This window comes from Zhongshania aliphaticivorans, from assembly GCF_001586255.1.
Lineage (GTDB): Bacteria > Pseudomonadota > Gammaproteobacteria > Pseudomonadales > Spongiibacteraceae > Spongiibacter > Spongiibacter aliphaticivorans.
The window spans coordinates 4,078,498-4,094,993 of record NZ_CP014544.1 but is presented as its reverse complement, the minus strand read 5'-3'; the positions used below and the strand labels follow the sequence as shown (position 1 = coordinate 4,094,993).

At 49.4% G+C, this 16,496-nt stretch carries 13 protein-coding genes; 7 read left to right on the top strand and 6 right to left on the bottom strand.

The genetic code is table 11. From position 1 onward, the window contains the following. Positions 1–19: 19 nt before the first annotated feature. Positions 20–1,549: a carboxylesterase/lipase family protein gene (locus tag AZF00_RS18325; protein WP_008252978.1), complete on the bottom strand. Its 1,530-nt coding sequence runs from the start codon at positions 1,547–1,549 to the stop codon at positions 20–22. A gap of 507 nt (positions 1,550–2,056) precedes the next feature. Between AZF00_RS18325 and AZF00_RS18320 the strand changes: the two genes are divergently transcribed. Continuing rightward, on the top strand, positions 2,057–2,839 hold the full coding sequence (locus AZF00_RS18320; protein ID WP_008252976.1) for a Crp/Fnr family transcriptional regulator: 783 nt from the start codon (positions 2,057–2,059) through the stop codon (positions 2,837–2,839). Positions 2,840–3,025: 186 nt separating this feature from the next. Then, positions 3,026–5,275 (top strand): TonB-dependent receptor, encoded by a 2,250-nt coding sequence (locus tag AZF00_RS18315; protein ID WP_008252974.1) that lies wholly within the window; start codon positions 3,026–3,028, stop codon positions 5,273–5,275. A gap of 70 nt (positions 5,276–5,345) precedes the next feature. Here AZF00_RS18315 and AZF00_RS18310 read toward each other — a convergent pair whose 3' ends face one another. The 4 genes from AZF00_RS18310 to AZF00_RS18295 are packed head-to-tail and all read right to left on the bottom strand — an operon-like array spanning position 5,346 to position 10,470. Then, entirely contained in the window at positions 5,346–7,106 is a 1,761-nt protein-coding gene (locus tag AZF00_RS18310) for a SulP family inorganic anion transporter (protein WP_008252972.1), read from the bottom strand. A gap of 43 nt (positions 7,107–7,149) precedes the next feature. Beyond that, positions 7,150–8,043 (bottom strand): MBL fold metallo-hydrolase, encoded by an 894-nt coding sequence (locus AZF00_RS18305; protein ID WP_008252970.1) that lies wholly within the window; start codon positions 8,041–8,043, stop codon positions 7,150–7,152. Between the two features lie 60 nt (positions 8,044–8,103). Next, complete coding sequence (locus tag AZF00_RS18300; protein ID WP_008252968.1) at positions 8,104–9,096, bottom strand: cytochrome d ubiquinol oxidase subunit II; 993 nt, start codon at positions 9,094–9,096, stop codon at positions 8,104–8,106. Positions 9,097–9,099: 3 nt separating this feature from the next. Further along, positions 9,100–10,470 (bottom strand): cytochrome ubiquinol oxidase subunit I, encoded by a 1,371-nt coding sequence (locus tag AZF00_RS18295; RefSeq protein WP_008252967.1) that lies wholly within the window; start codon positions 10,468–10,470, stop codon positions 9,100–9,102. A 238-nt stretch (positions 10,471–10,708) separates the two neighbouring features. On the opposite strand from AZF00_RS18295, the gene AZF00_RS18290 reads away from it, so the two are divergent. Genes AZF00_RS18290 through AZF00_RS18275 form a run of 4 tightly spaced genes read left to right on the top strand, consistent with a single transcriptional unit; the run spans position 10,709 to position 13,123 of the window. Continuing rightward, a complete protein-coding gene (locus AZF00_RS18290; protein ID WP_040804432.1) occupies positions 10,709–12,025 on the top strand; it encodes a sigma-54 interaction domain-containing protein in 1,317 nt (438 codons plus the stop codon). A 39-nt stretch (positions 12,026–12,064) separates the two neighbouring features. Continuing rightward, positions 12,065–12,499 carry a hypothetical protein gene (locus AZF00_RS18285; RefSeq protein WP_008252965.1) on the top strand — a complete coding sequence of 145 codons (435 nt, stop codon included), beginning with the start codon at positions 12,065–12,067 and terminating at the stop codon, positions 12,497–12,499. A gap of 30 nt (positions 12,500–12,529) precedes the next feature. Continuing rightward, entirely contained in the window at positions 12,530–12,736 is a 207-nt protein-coding gene (locus AZF00_RS18280) for a hypothetical protein (RefSeq protein ID WP_008252964.1), read from the top strand. Between the two features lie 21 nt (positions 12,737–12,757). After that, positions 12,758–13,123: a SpoIIAA family protein gene (locus AZF00_RS18275; protein ID WP_008252963.1), complete on the top strand. Its 366-nt coding sequence runs from the start codon at positions 12,758–12,760 to the stop codon at positions 13,121–13,123. A gap of 20 nt (positions 13,124–13,143) precedes the next feature. On the opposite strand, the gene AZF00_RS18270 is transcribed toward AZF00_RS18275, so the two are convergent. Further along, positions 13,144–13,737, bottom strand: a complete 594-nt coding sequence (locus AZF00_RS18270; protein ID WP_008252961.1) for a class I SAM-dependent methyltransferase — start codon at positions 13,735–13,737, stop codon at positions 13,144–13,146. A 530-nt stretch (positions 13,738–14,267) separates the two neighbouring features. Between AZF00_RS18270 and katG the strand changes: the two genes are divergently transcribed. Further along, positions 14,268–16,478 carry a catalase/peroxidase HPI gene (katG, locus tag AZF00_RS18265; RefSeq protein ID WP_008252959.1) on the top strand — a complete coding sequence of 737 codons (2,211 nt, stop codon included), beginning with the start codon at positions 14,268–14,270 and terminating at the stop codon, positions 16,476–16,478. Positions 16,479–16,496: the final 18 nt, after the last annotated feature.

The window sequence follows — 16,496 nt, the reverse complement described above, 5'->3', positions numbered from 1 at the left end:
GCCACCTGAATGTTAAACGCTACTGAATTATTTTTACCTGCTTGGTCTCATTCCACAGCGGCCACTCAGCATTGGCAGTGTATTTATTGGGATCCGTCGTTTCAATAAACCCCTGAATAGCTTTGCGCAGCTCGGTATGAATATTTTCTCTTTCTGCCTCTTCGCTGACACGCCAAGTAAAGTGCGTAAAGTTTTTTGTGCCGAGACCAAAGTTGCCAAAGATAAAGGGTACATCAATGCCGTGGTAGGCTCCAAAAAGTGCGCGCCAGGGTTCTGGTGTTTTTTGCCAATTAAATTTGTACTGGTAAACTGGAACCGATTGCTGAGTAAGGAGCGGGACAGCATCTTGGACCATACTTAACAGCATTTTATTTGTGACCCACGCGCTTACCTTAAATTTCCAAAGGTCACTTAGGCCGCCAAAGAAATCACTTTGTTTCAAGGGCTTGTCGGTATGAATCATCTCCCAAATAGCGCTGTAATTTTTTTGGCTAAACTTCTTTAGTAGCAGCAGTGGTGCTTCATTTTGAGTTGTGCCTATAAGGGTCGGCACGGCATTTACCAGCGGCCCAGATTTGCCCACGGTAATCACGTGGCCATCTACTGCAATGGCAATGCCGCCAGTACCTTGGGACGCACTGCTAATATCAATCGCTGATTTACTGTAAAGGTAGTTTTTGAGTTGTGTTGGGTTCGTGGTATTAAGGTAATTCTTCAGTTCGTCCTTCGATGCAATGATGCCATCGGCTACCAGTAAGTTAGCCAGCAATTTATTGTTCGTTTCCGCTAATTCTTCTTTGCTACTTTCCTGTGGTAGACCAGATAGGCAAATGGATTTGTGGAATTTACCGCTTGCCAGTGGTGAACGCATCAATGACCAAATACTCGTGCAGCCTGCCGAGTGACCCATAACGGTTACATTACTCGCGTCACCACCAAAGCTGGGTATGTTTTTCTGAACCCACTCGAGTGCTTTGATTTGGTCTAGTAAGGCAAAATTTCCTGAATCGTGAGCGGGATCACCAGTTTGCAGCGCGGCAAGGCTAAGGTTTCCGAAGAAGCCGAGACGATAATTTATACTGACAAAGACTGCGTTTAATTCTTTGGCCAATCGTTGGCCGTTGTATAGCGGCAGCAGAGTCGCGCCGTGTACTCCACTGCCGCCGTGAATAAATACAATAACCGGACGGGGCATTGCGGATCGCTTTGGAGCCCACACGTTTAGGTGTAGGCAATCTTCGCTACCGTAGGGACGATCAAAACTAGCGGCGTCATTGCTTGTGTAAAAGTTGCCGAACTGGGCGCAGGCGTCACCAAAAGCATTGGCGTGGTGTAAGCTGTCCCATGGTTCTGGGTCCTGGGGGGCGCGCCAACGCAGCTCCCCCACAGGGGGCTTGGCATAGGGAATGCCCAAAAATGCGGTTACCTCGTCATAGCTGATACCGCTCGCCTGACCCTGTTCAATTCTGACCGTATTATTTGCTTGAGTACTTGCGCCATTTTTTTCATCAGCAACTGCCGTCATTATAGAAAGGCTTAGCAGTGTCATTATCGTTCGTTTGGCGACCTGGATACAGTTTAAAAAAGTCATAATGTCCTCTGTAAAATAATGACGATGGCTAGCAATAAAATGGTCGACGGTGGATCATGTATATGCAGCCGCGCTAGGGATACATCGTTAAATCCGCGCGATGCGGCTCAGTGAATGATGGGTATATAAAAGGCGGCGAAGACATAGCCGGTCTGTAAATAATATATTGGCTTAGCGGTCTTTTTCGCGTTTTTAGGTATACTGCTATTATTAGCTTGTAGCTGATTCATTGTTTGCTTGTTCTCATTGGCTAGCCATTTAGATAAGGTCCTTGTTCTAATATTGCTAAAACTGCGGTAATAACAAACGGCTATAAAAATAGACCTTAGCAGTGTCGCCAATTTTGATTTCATTGAGCAACAGAATGCATTGTCCGGCGCTGGCGATGTTATGCAATTTACCTGCACACGACGCGAAAGGCTGTCATTTTCGGGACAGTTACAGTGCAATTCACGAGGACGGAGTATGAAATCCCAAGCGTTGGAATTGATTCACTGCTGGACGTGGTTTAAATTTTTACCGGATGAGGCTAAATCAAGCTTAGCGGAAGTGTGCCGATTAATGACGATTGATAAAGGCACGGCGCTGTATCGTCATAATGACGAGACAAGTTATATATATGGTGTTGTCAGTGGTGGCTTTCGGATTTATGTCGCGTCGCCTGAAGGCGAAGAGATGACTCTTGAAGACGTTGCGGCAGGGGCTTGGTTTCCCCATTTTTTGCCTCAGGAGACGCCAGTCTATTTTGGTAATTGCGTGTCGACTAAGTCGAGTACCGTGGTAAGCATTTCTGCAAAAGACTTTCTCGCGTTTGGCGAGGTGTGGCCCCAGTTGTATCGTGGTCTGTACAATGAATTCGTTGCCCGTGGCGCGGTGACTATCGGTCGCCTGGAATTATTAACATTCCACAGTCTTAATGTCCGCTTGGCCGTGTATCTACTTAGACTGCTGGTTATCCGTGGTAGCGCAGCGCCGAGTAGCAGCTATTTTATCGAATCAAGTGACAATCAAGGTGAAATTGCTAATCGCGTGGGTGGGGCGCGGCAGCGAGTAAACGGTATTCTGAAAGAGTGGGAGCGTAGAGGCGTTATTTGCATTGAGAAACACGGTTTATTGATACAGAAACCGGAACACCTTTTGGGACTGGCGCGAGATAGTGGTTTCGATGTCGAGACGTATCTTGGCGCCTGGCAGGGGGGCTGGAAGAGCCCGTTCCAGATTGATTCAGGCTTCTCAGCATCCGAATAACATCGTCTTTCGCTATCGTCTAGTGACGAATGCGCCTTTGTATATCTATCTGGGTGACCGAGGCATATTGAATGGCTTATATCAGCGATTGGGGAAATTACGCGGTGCTGTCCCAAAAGTGACTGCCACTGATGGCCAACGACGTAATAATTGTCATTGTTATAAGCCGCAACCGTGAGAAATATAATGATTACCGCGTTCAATAGACTCTCTTTAGCAAATCGCCTATACCTGCTTACACTTCCCCTTGCGTCTGTCAGCCAACTGTCATTGGCGGACGCAGGGAAAAGGCAAATCGAAGAAGTTATTGTTACGGCCACAAAGCGTTCAGAAAATTTACGTGACATCCCTGCTTCAATTGCCCATTTTGACGGATCAGCTCTTGAAGAGCAGGGTAAGCTCAATTTATCTGACTATTTGCAGGAAACACCGGGCGTTGTTTTAAATAATGCAACTCCGGGCTTTATGCGTATCTCGATTCGGGGCATTGGTATCGACAATAGCCCGAATTCCACGGTTTCCTCGCCGGTGGGGATACTGATTGGTGACACGTCCTTCAGCGACCCCTATGTTGCCAGTATCACTCCAGACTTGAGTGCTTTTGATCTTGCCAGTGTCGAGGTACTAAAAGGTCCCCAGGGTACGGTCTTTGGTGGTGCGGCGCTGTCTGGCGCCGTGCGCTACGTGCTTGAACCGCCGCATATGGAGGGCTTTGAAGCGAAAGCGTTTAGTCAACTGTCGGATGTATCTCACGGTGGTGAGGCCTATACCTCCGGGGTGTCTGCTAATGTACCGCTTTATGAAGACAAGCTCGCGGCCCGATTGGGCTTTGTGAAACGTGAGTATCCTGGTGTATTCGACAACCGTCGCACGGGCGAAGAAGACGTGAACGATGGTGGCGGCGAGCAACGCCGCGCTTTGTTGCGCTGGCTGCCGACAGATAAGCTGAGCGTTAATCTCACCTACTTACATCAGGACTTTGCCGTTGATGACGCAGTGTATATTGCCGATAATCGCGAAGAGAGAAGTTTGGACGATGTGCTATTTGCTCAACCCAGCAACCACGACTTTTCACTGAAGAGCATGGAGCTACGCTACGATTTTGAGCATTTTAGGGTTTTGTCATTGACCTCAAAAATCACCAAAGACTTGTATAACGTTTCAGATATATCCGCCACCTTTAATTCACCCCCATCTGGCGCAGGTCCAGATGAGGGTATTATTTCAGTCGTGAACCACAATTCTAATGCGCTCTCCCAAGAGTTTCGTTTCCAGTCTAGCGGGGATTGGTGGGTAGACTGGATAGTGGGTTTATACAGCTACGATTATGAAATGTATTTCGATATTTTTATCAATACGGTTGCCCAGCAAAGCCTGAACAGTACTCTAGCACCGATTGTTGGTCTCGTTCCTGGCTTTGATAAAGAAACGTCGGTGCTGTACGCCTTTAACGATGCTACCGCAACTGAGCATGCCGTGTTTTTCGATTTGACGAAAACCCTGTGGGATAGTTTGCATTTTGCCGTGGGCGCGCGCTATTACGAGACGGTTGTAGAAGGCGGCTATAACGGTGTTGGTGTGTTGGCTAGGGCCGCAAACAACGGCCAAGCTGTGGATATTCACGAGGAGATTATCGAAGACGGTGTGAGTCCGCGCTATTCAGTAAAATACGATATTACCGAGGAACATTCAGTCTATGTACAAGCCGCGCGGGGATTCCGTTTTGGTGGCATACAAACCATACCGTCTAGTGAAGTAGAGCGGGTTCCGTCTACGTATAAGTCGGATAAAATTTGGAATTATGAACTTGGTCTGCGATCGTCGTGGCTGGAAAACACCCTGCAGATTGACGCTGCTATTTTTGAAATTGAGTATACCGACCCGCAGATTCAGCAAAAAACGCAGACCACGCAGCTTAACTTTCGCGACAATGTTGGTGCGGCAAAAAGCTCGGGTTATGAAATTAGTTTACGTTGGTTAACGCCAATAGATGGATTGACCTTGGCGGCCAGTGGCGGCGAAGTTGACGCCCATACGACGGAAGAGTTCGAAGACTCTAATCGAAATTTGATTCCGCCGGGAACCCAAATGCCGGGCGCCGCAGACTCGCAATACGCCGTATCGGCATCGTATTTTAATACGCTGTTCGGCGTGGATTACAATGTCTATCTTAGCTATGATTATATTGGTAAAAACTTTGGCGATCTTGCTCAGACTGAAGCCGTGAATGATTTCTCTACGCTTAATGGCGGTCTGTCACTTGCCTTAAATGAATTGCGATTCCGTCCTCAGTTGTCGATTAATATAAGTAATATTCGCGATACCACCAATGCCATTGGCGGTGGCTCGAGAACCTTGGCAACCCAGGAAGAACAAGCAATTTTTACGTTGAATTCGCCAAGAACGCTTAACGCCCGTCTGTCTTTTGAATTCTAATTTTTTTGCTCTGGATTCGGCTGCGCCGTATCCAGTGTATTTCCTCATCGTGTTACACACATAGTCATACTTAAATATTCCAGTCTTGAACCTTTTGGGTGTCAGCGCTTTTCTGCTTAGCTAGAATTTTTTGTATTCCCAAGTGGTGAGACAAAAATACCTGGCCGCTCAGGTGCTTTATAAACTCGGTATGGGCGAGTACATCCATCACCGGCCCCTTCACTTCCGACAAATGCAGTTTTATGCCACTGTCTTTTAGGCGAAGATTAATCGATTCAAGTACTTCTAAAGCGCTTAAATCAATTTCGTTTACGGCGGTACACATTAAAATAACGTGCTGAATATCAGAGCAGGCGTCGACCAATTCATAAACCTTGTCTTCAATAAAACCGGCATTGGCAAAGTACAGGCTTTCGTCAATGCGCAGCGACAGGATATGGTTGTGGGTAATGACTTTGTGGCGATTTATATTACGGTAGTGTTCGGTGCCCGGAACCTCGCCAACCACGGCCATGTGGGGCACCGAGGTTTTGTATAGGTGCAGGGCGAGCGAGGCGAAAACGCCACAGGCGACGCCAGTTTCTACACCCATAATTAAGGTCACGACAAGTGTGGTGACCACGGCGATAAAGTCGCTGCGGGCATAAGCCCAGGATTTTTTGAGTATGGAAAAATCCACTAGCGATAAAACCGCGACGATAATGGTCGCCGCTAAAGTGGCCTTGGGTAAGTAGGCCAAGTAAGGGGTGAAATACATGGCGGCGGCGGCAATGCCCACGGCGGTAAACATACCGGCCGCTGGGGTGACGGCACCGGCATCAAAATTAACCACCGAGCGCGCGAAGCCACCAGTAACCGGATAGCCGCCAGAGAATGACGCGGCAATATTGGCGGCGCCAAGACCGATCAGTTCTTGGTTTGGCACAATGCGCTGGCGGCGCTTGGCGGCCAGGGTGTGGCCCACCGATACTGACTCAACAAAACCGATAATGGATATAAACACTGCTGACAACATGAGTTCACGCCAGGCGTCGTGGCCGAGTTTGGGCATTTGAAAACTGGGCAAGCCGGTGGGGACCTCACCGACCAAGACGACACCTTTGCTGCCAAGTTCAAAATAGTAGGCGGCATAACTGGTGGCAATAATGCCGAGCACGGGGCCGGTCTTCGCTAGCATGGCCGCGGCTTTGTCACTGAGCCCGGTGCGTACTAGCAGCGGTTTAAGGCCGCTGCGTACCCAGAATAAAAAGATCAGCGTGGGTAAGCCCACCGCCACGGTATAAAAGTTGGTATTGGCCACCGAGGCATAGAGCGAGTGCAGCAGAGCAAACAGGTTTTCGCCATGGGCATTGATGCCCAATATATATTTAAGCTGGCTAAACGCAATAATAATGCCCGAGGCCGTGATGAATCCGGCAATGACGGGGTGGGATAAAAAGTTCGCTAAAAAGCCCATGCGTAGCAAGCCCATGCCGAGCAGGAATACACCCGACAAAAAGGCCAGCAATAAGGCGGCTTCGATATAGCTCACACTGCCGGCACTGGCAATATGGCCGATGGCCGATGCGGTCATTAGCGAGACCACGGCCACCGGCCCCACCGACAGCGTGCGGCTAGTGCCAAAAATACCGTAGGCGACCAGTGGCAACATACTGGCGTACAACCCCATTTGCGGTGGCAGCCCGGCCAGCAGAGCATAGGCGAGGGACTGGGGAATTAGCATGATGGTAACGATTAATGCCGCCAGCAGATCGCTAAATAGCACATCGCGGTTGTATTCGCCTGCCCAGCTCAGAATGGGAAAGTAAGATTTAAGCGTCGTTTTTTGCACTGGGATTCCTTAGCCTTATGTCGCCGTGTTTAGCATAGCTAATTTATAGCGTATCTAAGGGCACTTTGAGATACACAGTGCCATTGCTGTCGGCTTCGGGCAAATGTCCGGCGCGCATATTGATTTGTAGCGCTGGAATGATGAGCTTGGGCATGCCTAAGGTGGCGTCGCGTTGTTCTCGCATGGCGACAAATTCGTCTTCGCTTATGCCTCGGTGCACGTGAATATTATTGTCGCGCTGTTGTTTAACGGTGGTCTCAAATTCCACGTCGCGACCATTGGGCATATAGTCGTGGCACATAAACAAACGCAGTTCATCGGGTAGTGACAGTAAGCGCTGAATTGATTGGTAGAGGACCCTAGCGTCGCCGCCGGGGAAGTCGGCGCGGGCGCTGCCGCCGTCGGGCATAAACAAGGTGTCGCCCACAAAGGCTGCATTACCCATAATATGGGTCATGCACGCCGGTGTGTGGCCAGGGGTGTGCAATGCGTGGCACTGCAAATTGCCCACGGTGTATTGGTCGCCGTCTTTAAAGAGTTGATCAAACTGAGAGCCGTCGCGCTGGAACTGACTGCCTTCGTTAAAAATTTTACCGAAGGTTTCTTGTACCGTAATAATGTGTTCGCCAATACCGATTTTGCCGCCAATCTGGCCTTGGATATAGGGCGCTGCCGACAAATGATCGGCGTGCACGTGGGTTTCAATAATCCACTGTAAATCGAGTTGTTGTTCGCGAATATACTGAATAATTTTATCTGCGCCTTGTAAGCCTAAATGTCCTGCGGCGTAGTCTATTTCCATAACCGAATCGATAATTGCGCAGGCCTTGGATGTCGGGTCTTGCACAACATAGGAAAAGGTATTGGTGGGTTCGTCAAAGAAGGGAATGACCACCGGTATTTGTTTTAGATTGGGTGTAAACGCAATGGTGTTCATTAGGCATCTCCGGTTGTAACGCGTTGCGGATTTTTTATGGTCATCATTATTTTAAATACACTATTCATAGGAAAGCGCCGTGGCTTTGCCATGAAAAATGCGGTACATAAAAAAGGTATAGAACAAAATCGCGGGCAGGGTGATAACAACACCGACTAAGGTAAATTGCAGCGACTTAACCGAGGCGGCGGCGTCCCAAATCGTCATTTGACCAATAATAATGTAGGGAAAAATACTGTAAGCCAAGCCCAGGCTCGCCATAAGGCAAATTACCGCGGTGGCGGCGTAAATTAGCCAGCCGTAGCCGTGGCGAAGAATATTGGGTTTGCCCAACAGAATAAAAATTGCCACATAACAGATGATACAGCTTAGCGGAATGGGTAGCAGTAAGATGGTGTAGGGTAGGGTAAACCATTTCGCGGCAATAGCTGGGCTGACCATGGGCGTGGCCACCGAGACCATAAATAGGCCAAGCCCCATGGGCCAGATTGCCATGCGGCCCCAGCTGATGGCCTTATCTAATAATGCGCCTTCGGTTTTCATTAGCAGCCAGCCGCAGCCTAATATTAAATACAGGGCGGGTAAGGTCATGGCAATGAGCGCCGAAAATAACAGGCTGGTTATGTTGTCTTGCAAGCCGGTGATGTAGGCGCCGAGCATCCAGCCTTGGGCTGTTGAGGCAATTAAGGACCCAGCAAAAAAAGCCTTATTCCAACGGCCGCGATGGTGGTCGCCCGCTTTTACCCGCAGGTCAAAGGCCACCCCGCGCAGCATTAAACCCATGAGCATGATGGTGACGGGCAAATACAAGCCGCTAAGAATAATGCCGTGGGCAAGCGGGAATGCGATTAATAAAATGCCAACACCCAGTACAATCCAAGTTTCATTGGCGTCCCAGAAGGGGCCAATGGAGGCGATCATCATGTCTTTTTCGTCTTCTTCCGCCAGTGGCAGCAATAAGCCCACGCCGAGATCGTAGCCGTCTAGCATCACGTAAATGAGCAGCGCCAAGCCCATAATGCCCATATAAATAATTGGTAGCCAATATTCCATTGTTCAGTGCCCCCGGTTCTGTGGCGATGTATCGCCAGCGCTGTTGCGGCTCGGTAAATTCATCATTCCTAAGGAGGCCGCGGGCTTGTTCGACATGTGGCGCAGGGCGGCAATATAAGAGCCCAACAGAAACACATAAAGCGCGACATAGCCAAATAATGTACCGGTGAGGGTGGCGCTGCTGTGATCGGCCGCGACGTCGTTCACTGTTAAAACGCCGGTGACAATCCACGGCTGGCGGCCAATTTCAGTTACATACCAGCCGGCGAGAACTGCGATCCAGCCAGAGAATGCCATAGCCGATAAAACATGGAGCATCGGCTTGTTGGGCTGATGATGGCCGCGAAATTGCCAAGCACTGATCCACGCGGTGAGTAGCATTAGACCACCCATAGCGAGCATTACGCGAAAGGACCAAAATACCATGGCAACTGGCGGATGCTCGCCTTTAAAGTCGTTCAAACCCTGCACTTTGCCATGGGGATCATGGGTTAAAATTAGGCTGCCAGCGTAGGGTACCTCTACGGCAAACCGGTTGCTGCGACTGGCTTCGTCCGGCAGGGCGAATACCGTAAAAGGCACTGCTTGGTCGGTGTCCCAAATAGCCTCCATTGCGGCGATTTTTGCGGGCTGATGTTCTAAGGTATTAAGGCCGTGAAGATCGCCGATAAAAATTTGCAAAGGCGTTAATACGGCGGCAATGATGACACCGGTTTTCATTACTTTCCACGTAGCTGGGCCATCAACGTTTTTCAGTGCCCGCCAGGCACTGACCCCCGCCACTAAAAAGGCGCTGGTGAGTACCGAGGCAACTAGCATGTGGAAGAAGCGATAAGGGAAGGAGGGGTTGAAAATCACTGCTATCCAGCTGTCGACCATCACCACGCCCTCTTCTAAATGATAACCGCTTGGGGTTTGCATCCAAGAATTTAGGCTGAGGATCCAGAATGCCGACAAGGTAGTGCCGAAGGCGACTAAAAAGGTGCTAATTAAATGTAGGCGGTTGGATACACGATCTTTGCCAAACAGCATAATGCCGAGGAAGGAGGCTTCTAAAAAGAAGGCCGTCAGCACTTCGTAACCGAGCAGCGGGCCTGCGACGTTCCCGGCCTTTTCCATAAACCCGGGCCAATTGGTGCCAAACTGAAAGCTCATGGTAATACCAGACACCACGCCCATCGCAAAGGTGAGTGCGAAGACCTTTACCCAAAATAAATAGGCATATTCCCAAGCCTTGTCGCCGGTTAGCGTGTAGCGCAGGCGGAAAAATAGCAGGATCCACGCAAGACCAATAGATATGGCGGGAAAGAGAATATGAAAACTCATATTGGTGGCAAATTGAATGCGTGCCAGTACAAAGGGGTCGAAATTCATGCCTGCGCTCCCAAAAGAGATGCTATTACCAAGATTGGCGAGTGGATTACGATTATGGCCCTGTGTGCCTAAACAGCAATAGCTGTGCCACGGCGAGCATGCCGCACTTAGCTGTACTTAAGTTGCTGTTTTATAAGTAGTATCTAATTTTCTTTGAGTGGTTTGTCAAAATTAGGCTCGATAAGCACGCGCTTTGTTGTCATTATTGGCAAACTTTTTTGACAAATTTGGCAAGATCATGCAGTTGATTGCAAGTGATACTGATAAAGGCTTGGCGCGGATGCTGGACGGCTACAGTGATCCCGCGATTTTAGTGTCGGCAAATTATGAAATTTTGGCGACAAATGAGCGCTACCGCGAAACCTTTGGCGAGATTGAAGTTGATCGTGGCGCCCATTGCTATGAAGTTTCCCACGGCTACCGGGTGCCTTGTGACCAAGCCGGTGAAAGCTGTCCGTTGCTTGCATGTAAAAGCTCTGGTGCCAAAGAGCGCGTGCTGCATATTCATAGTACACCGCGGGGCAAGGAGCATGTTGATGTTGAAATGTTGCCGATTCGCGGCGACGACGGTGAGTTACGGTATTTTGTCGAAATTTTAAGACCCGTTACGATTGCCAGTGCCGAATTTAGCACCCAGCAAATGGTGGGGCGCAGCCCGGCGTTTAATAGCTTGGTTGATATGATTAACCTCGTTGCCAGACGCGATACCTCGGTGCTTCTTATGGGTGAGTCGGGCACGGGCAAGGAGTTGGCCGCTAAGGCGATTCACGAGGCCAGCCCTCGTCATAAGCATCTTATGGTGACGGTGGAATGCGCCGGCCTCACCGAAACCTTATTCGAGAGCGAGTTATTTGGTCACGTTAAAGGCGCATTTACCGGCGCGGTCAGTAATAAACCAGGCTTGTTGGAGAATGCTGAAGGCGGCACCCTCTTTTTGGACGAAATCGGCGATGTGCCACTGGGTATGCAGGTTAAATTACTGCGCTTGATTGAAACGGGCAGCTATCGCGCGGTGGGCAGTACCCAGCTTAAGCGCGCCCAGTTCCGTTTGATTTGTGCCACCCACAAAAATTTAAAAGAACAGCTTGCCCGAGGGGCGTTCCGAGAAGATCTCTATTATCGGATTAACGCCTTTCCCATTGTGTTGCCGCCACTGCGCGAGCGCCGCGAAGACGTGGGTATTATTGCTAAATCCATTCTCGGTAAACTCAGTCCAGACGAAAATTATCGCTTAACCGACTCTGGCATTAAACTACTCAGTGGCTGCCATTTTGCGGGTAATGTGCGGGAATTACGCAATGTGTTAGAGCGGGCGACAATTTTTGCGCACTCGAATATTATTGATGTGAAAATTCTGGCGCAGTGTCTGCTGGATGCAGCGCCATTGCAGACTGTTGCTCAGACTGAGCAGTGGCCCGATTTGAAAACCCAACAAGCGCAGTATCTCAATGATTTACTTGAGTATTGTCACGGCGATAAAAATCAGGCGGCAAAAATAGCGGGCATTAGTTTGCGATCACTTTACCGCAAGCTGGGTTTGCTGCAAAAGGAATGACGTTCAGTGTTGTAAGTATTTCACAGGGATGACAGGGCAATGATGACTTTATTAAAAATACTGTTCTTTGGCGGAGCGAGTCTATTAACGCCCAATGCAATCGATTTGCTGGATACCACCACACTCATTCAGTTAGTTGAGCCAATAAGCGCGATAACTGAGGGCGCAGCACTTGAGATTGATGTGAGCCAGTATATTCGCGCTGACAACGACGAAGAGGCGGCACGGGTGTTTCCATTGGTGTTCCCAGAGGCCTGTGTCAGCGCTATGTTGCACTCTAAGTTTGGGGTGTCGGTGTATTTAGACAAGGTTGAGGGCAGGGCCATAGACGGCAAAAAATTATTGCGATTAAGCGCATCGAGCGGAATGGTGGCGGGGGTTAATTTTAATCGCCTGGAGCTGCATGTGTGCAAAGAAATTCGCCATACCGCGCTGACCTGGTATAACTATGACAAACCCGCATTTTTGCCCTAAAGTTAAGAAAAGACACAGAGGTGTGTATTCATGAGCAGCGAGGCAATGCTGTTATGGAGCTTATTATTTAGCTCTATCGGTTTGGGTTACTTTGTCTATGGTCGCAAACAGGGCAATAAAGTGGTGTTGTATACCGGCATTGCTTTAATGCTCTATCCTTATGTGTTTAGTAGTGCTATTACTGTGGTTGTGGTTGGTGTAATGCTAATGTGCGTGCCACGGGTTTTAGCTTTATAAGACAATTTCTTTGGAGCCAATATGCTTGAAGTTATTCATAGTGCTGGCAACCGTATCGATATCGTTCTCAATGGCAAAATAGATGCTAACGTCATGAAAAAGGCGTTAGACGATTTGCTGAAAGAGTCAGAAAACATTGAAGACGGTGTCATGCTATACCGTATCGAAGATTTTCAGTTTCCGTCACTGGCGGCAATGGCACATGAGCTATCGCGTATGCCAACGCTGCTAAAATTGATGAAAAAATTTAAGCGCATTGCCGTACTGAGCGATAAAAAGTGGTTGAAAAAGATCAGTGAATTAGAAGGTAAGTTTTTTCGAAATTTAGAAATAAAGGCTTTTGATTTTAAAGATATTGAACTTGCTGAAAACTGGCTGCAATCTTAAAACTAGCTTGAGAAATGCGCTTAACGTTTTTGAGCGATGATATAAGCGTGCTTTTCTGGAAGCTGATCCAATTCGAGATGCAAAATCGACAGTCCCATATTGAGCAGTAATTGGCAGTTTTCACGCAGGCCAATAGAGCTGTAATAAAAAGTGTCGTTATGCCATTGGTCGCTATGCTCACCGTAGTCGTCGCCAAAGCTATAAATGAGTACACCGTTGTGGTTTAGCTTTTGACAAAGCTTTTTGAGCACTGGCTTTTGCATATTAAAAGGCAGGTGAAATAGGCTGTCCCAAGCAAGGATAAAATCAAAATTCTCATCGCTTTCCCAGTTGCAAATATCACTGTGTATAAAATTATGCTGAGGATGATTTGCTTGTGCGAGCGCGATCATTTCCGCAGATATATCTAAACCGGTCACTGAATAATTCTTCTGGTGAAGAATACGAATAAACCGTCCTCCGGCGCCGCAGCCAACATCCAGCGCCTTGCCGCCAGCAGCGCGAAGGCCAATCGCTTTTTCAAATTGCGCTAGGCCGTAGCGTGAATCGCTATGTTGCTTATGCCACCACTGAGCGATGTTGTCGTATTTTTCACCAAGTAGTATTGGGTCCATCTTTACGCCTCTCCTTGCTGCCATTGGACGTCGCACATACTCGGGTGGCGGGCCGGTGAAAAAGAGTCAATTTGAATGTCGCGCACTTGCGTAAGATTAGTCCACAGCAGTTTGTGTCTGCGCAGCTTGCGGGTGGTCCGAAGGCTTTTTCCTAACTCCATGGTCTATCCTTTAGCGGTATCCGTACACTAAGTCGTTAATTGGGACTTGGCTTGTGGCCTGCCGAACAGGCATTAGTGTCATGCAGGCTCTTTAGAATGCTATATCAAGACCAGTGACGAGGCTACTGGGCTGCTTAGGCGCTATTTGGCACCGACGCTTTGCTCAGCGTAGTCTAGTATAAGGGTGGTTGCGCGGGTGATAACGAATGATTTCTGGACTTCGATACAGTAAAGCTATCGGTCTAATGTAAATATACGATTTTAAACTATTAATCGTCATTGCTATGGTGGTGTCATGCACAAGTAAGTACCGAAGATAATTAATGTGGTTTATCAATCTAGATCGACACAGTTACATTGGAGAAAGTTATGAGCGCGAATAAAAATGAGCTTAGCGGCGGCAAATGCCCAGTGATGCACGGTTCACAGACGAAGGTCGGCGGACAAACCACTGCAAACCAAGACTGGTGGCCCAATCAATTAAACCTCAAGATTCTTCATCAGCATTCCACCAAGAGCAACCCGATGGGGGGGGATTTTGATTATGCTGAGGAGTTTAACAAGCTTGATTTAGCCGCGTTGAAGAATGACCTCACCACGCTAATGACGGACTCCCAAGATTGGTGGCCTGCGGATTACGGGCATTACGGCCCATTTTTTATTCGTATGGCGTGGCACAGTGCCGGTACCTATCGCATTGGCGACGGTCGCGGTGGTGCCGGTGCCGGCTCGCAGCGCTTTGCGCCCCTTAATAGTTGGCCAGACAATGGCAATCTTGATAAGGCCCGCAGACTGCTATGGCCGATTAAACAAAAATACGGCAGCAAAATTTCTTGGGCCGATTTAATGATTTTGGCGGGTAATGTCGCGCTGGAGTCTATGGGCTTTAAGACCTTTGGTTTTGCCGGCGGTCGCGCCGATATTTGGGAGCCAGAGGAAGATATTAGCTGGGGTGCAGAGCGTGAGTGGTTGGGCGATACACGCTACAGCGGAGATCGCGAGCTGGATAACCCTTTAGCCGCCGTACAAATGGGTTTGATTTACGTCAACCCAGAAGGCCCCAATGGCGAACCTGATCCCCTTGGCTCGGCGCGGGATATTCGCGAGACGTTTGCGCGTATGGCCATGGACGACGAAGAAACCGTGGCACTGGTTGCGGGCGGGCATACTTTTGGTAAAACCCACGGCGCAGGCGATACCGCCCATGTTGGCCCAGAGCCAGAAGCAGCCAATATTGAAGAACAGGGTTTAGGTTGGATAAATAGCTTTGGTAGCGGCAAAGCGGGCGACACCATTACCAGTGGTTTAGAAGGCGCGTGGACCGCAACACCAATCACTTGGGATAATAGCTATTTTGACACCTTGTTTGGCAACGAATGGGAGCTGACCAAAAGCCCAGCCGGGGCCCAGCAGTGGACACCAAAAGGTGACGCCGCCAAAAATACCGTGCCTGATGCCCACGACCCAAACAAGCGCCATGCACCCATGATGTCGACCGCCGATTTGGCGCTGCGGGAAGACCCTGAATACAATAGAATTTCTAAGCGTTTCCACGCTAATCCGGCAGAGTTCGCCGATGCTTTTGCACGGGCGTGGTTTAAATTAACCCACCGCGACATGGGACCGGTAGCGCGTTACCTCGGGCCGGAAGTGCCCACCGAGGAGCTGATTTGGCAAGATCCGGTGCCCGCCGTAGATCATGAGCTTATTAATAGCGACGATATTGTCGCCCTCAAAAAGGCCATTCTCGCAACCGGCTTGTCGGTGGCAGAGTTGGTGGCGACGGCCTGGGCTTCGGCGTCAACGTTCCGTGGCTCCGATATGCGCGGCGGCGCCAATGGCGCGCGGATTCGCCTAGCGCCACAAAAGGACTGGGCGGTGAACCAGCCCAAGCAATTGGCCAAGGTATTGTCGCAATTAGAAGCTGTGCAGAAGGTGTTTAACGCCGCCCAGCCCGGCAATAAAAAGGTGTCTTTGGCAGATTTGATTGTACTGGGTGGCGCTGCCGCCATTGAGCTTGCGGCCAAGCGTGCGGGCCACGCGATTGAGGTAGATTTTATGCCGGGTCGTACAGATGCAAGCCAGGCGCAAACCGACGTAGAGGCGTTTGCCGCCTTGGAGCCGGTTGCCGATGGCTTCCGCAATTACCTAAAACAGCAGTACAGCGTGAGTGCGGAAGAACTGCTAATTGACAAGGCGCAATTGCTGAACTTGAGCGCGCCTGAAATGACCGTACTTGTTGGTGGTATGCGGGTCTTAAACGCCAATGTTGGGCAAAGTCAGCACGGCGTCTTAAGCAGCGCGGCGGAAACATTGAGCAATGACTTCTTTGTGAATTTGCTGGATATAAACACCAGCTGGAAGCCAACTGGCGAGCCGGATGTGTTTGAAGGACGCGATCGCAATACCGGAAACGTGAAGTGGACGGCGAGCCGGGTGGATTTGGTGTTTGGCTCTAACTCCCAGCTGCGTTCTACCGCAGAAGTGTATGCCTGCAGCGACTCCCAAGCGCGCTTTGTGCATGACTTTGTCGCGGCCTGGAATAAAGTGATGAATGCCGATCGCTTTGATCTGAGTTAAACATACGCGATTGTTGTT

Coding starts and splice junctions, on each gene's coding strand:
- AZF00_RS18280 (WP_008252964.1), top strand. CDS start 12,530: ATGAGCAGCGAGGCAATGCTGTTATGGAGCTTATTATTTAGCTCTATC.
- AZF00_RS18270 (WP_008252961.1), bottom strand. CDS start 13,737: ATGGACCCAATACTACTTGGTGAAAAATACGACAACATCGCTCAGTGG.
- AZF00_RS18285 (WP_008252965.1), top strand. CDS start 12,065: ATGATGACTTTATTAAAAATACTGTTCTTTGGCGGAGCGAGTCTATTA.
- AZF00_RS18320 (WP_008252976.1), top strand. CDS start 2,057: ATGAAATCCCAAGCGTTGGAATTGATTCACTGCTGGACGTGGTTTAAA.
- katG (WP_008252959.1), top strand. CDS start 14,268: ATGAGCGCGAATAAAAATGAGCTTAGCGGCGGCAAATGCCCAGTGATG.
- AZF00_RS18305 (WP_008252970.1), bottom strand. CDS start 8,043: ATGAACACCATTGCGTTTACACCCAATCTAAAACAAATACCGGTGGTC.
- AZF00_RS18290 (WP_040804432.1), top strand. CDS start 10,709: ATGCAGTTGATTGCAAGTGATACTGATAAAGGCTTGGCGCGGATGCTG.
- AZF00_RS18315 (WP_008252974.1), top strand. CDS start 3,026: ATGATTACCGCGTTCAATAGACTCTCTTTAGCAAATCGCCTATACCTG.
- AZF00_RS18295 (WP_008252967.1), bottom strand. CDS start 10,470: ATGAATTTCGACCCCTTTGTACTGGCACGCATTCAATTTGCCACCAAT.
- AZF00_RS18325 (WP_008252978.1), bottom strand. CDS start 1,549: ATGACACTGCTAAGCCTTTCTATAATGACGGCAGTTGCTGATGAAAAA.
- AZF00_RS18275 (WP_008252963.1), top strand. CDS start 12,758: ATGCTTGAAGTTATTCATAGTGCTGGCAACCGTATCGATATCGTTCTC.
- AZF00_RS18300 (WP_008252968.1), bottom strand. CDS start 9,096: ATGGAATATTGGCTACCAATTATTTATATGGGCATTATGGGCTTGGCG.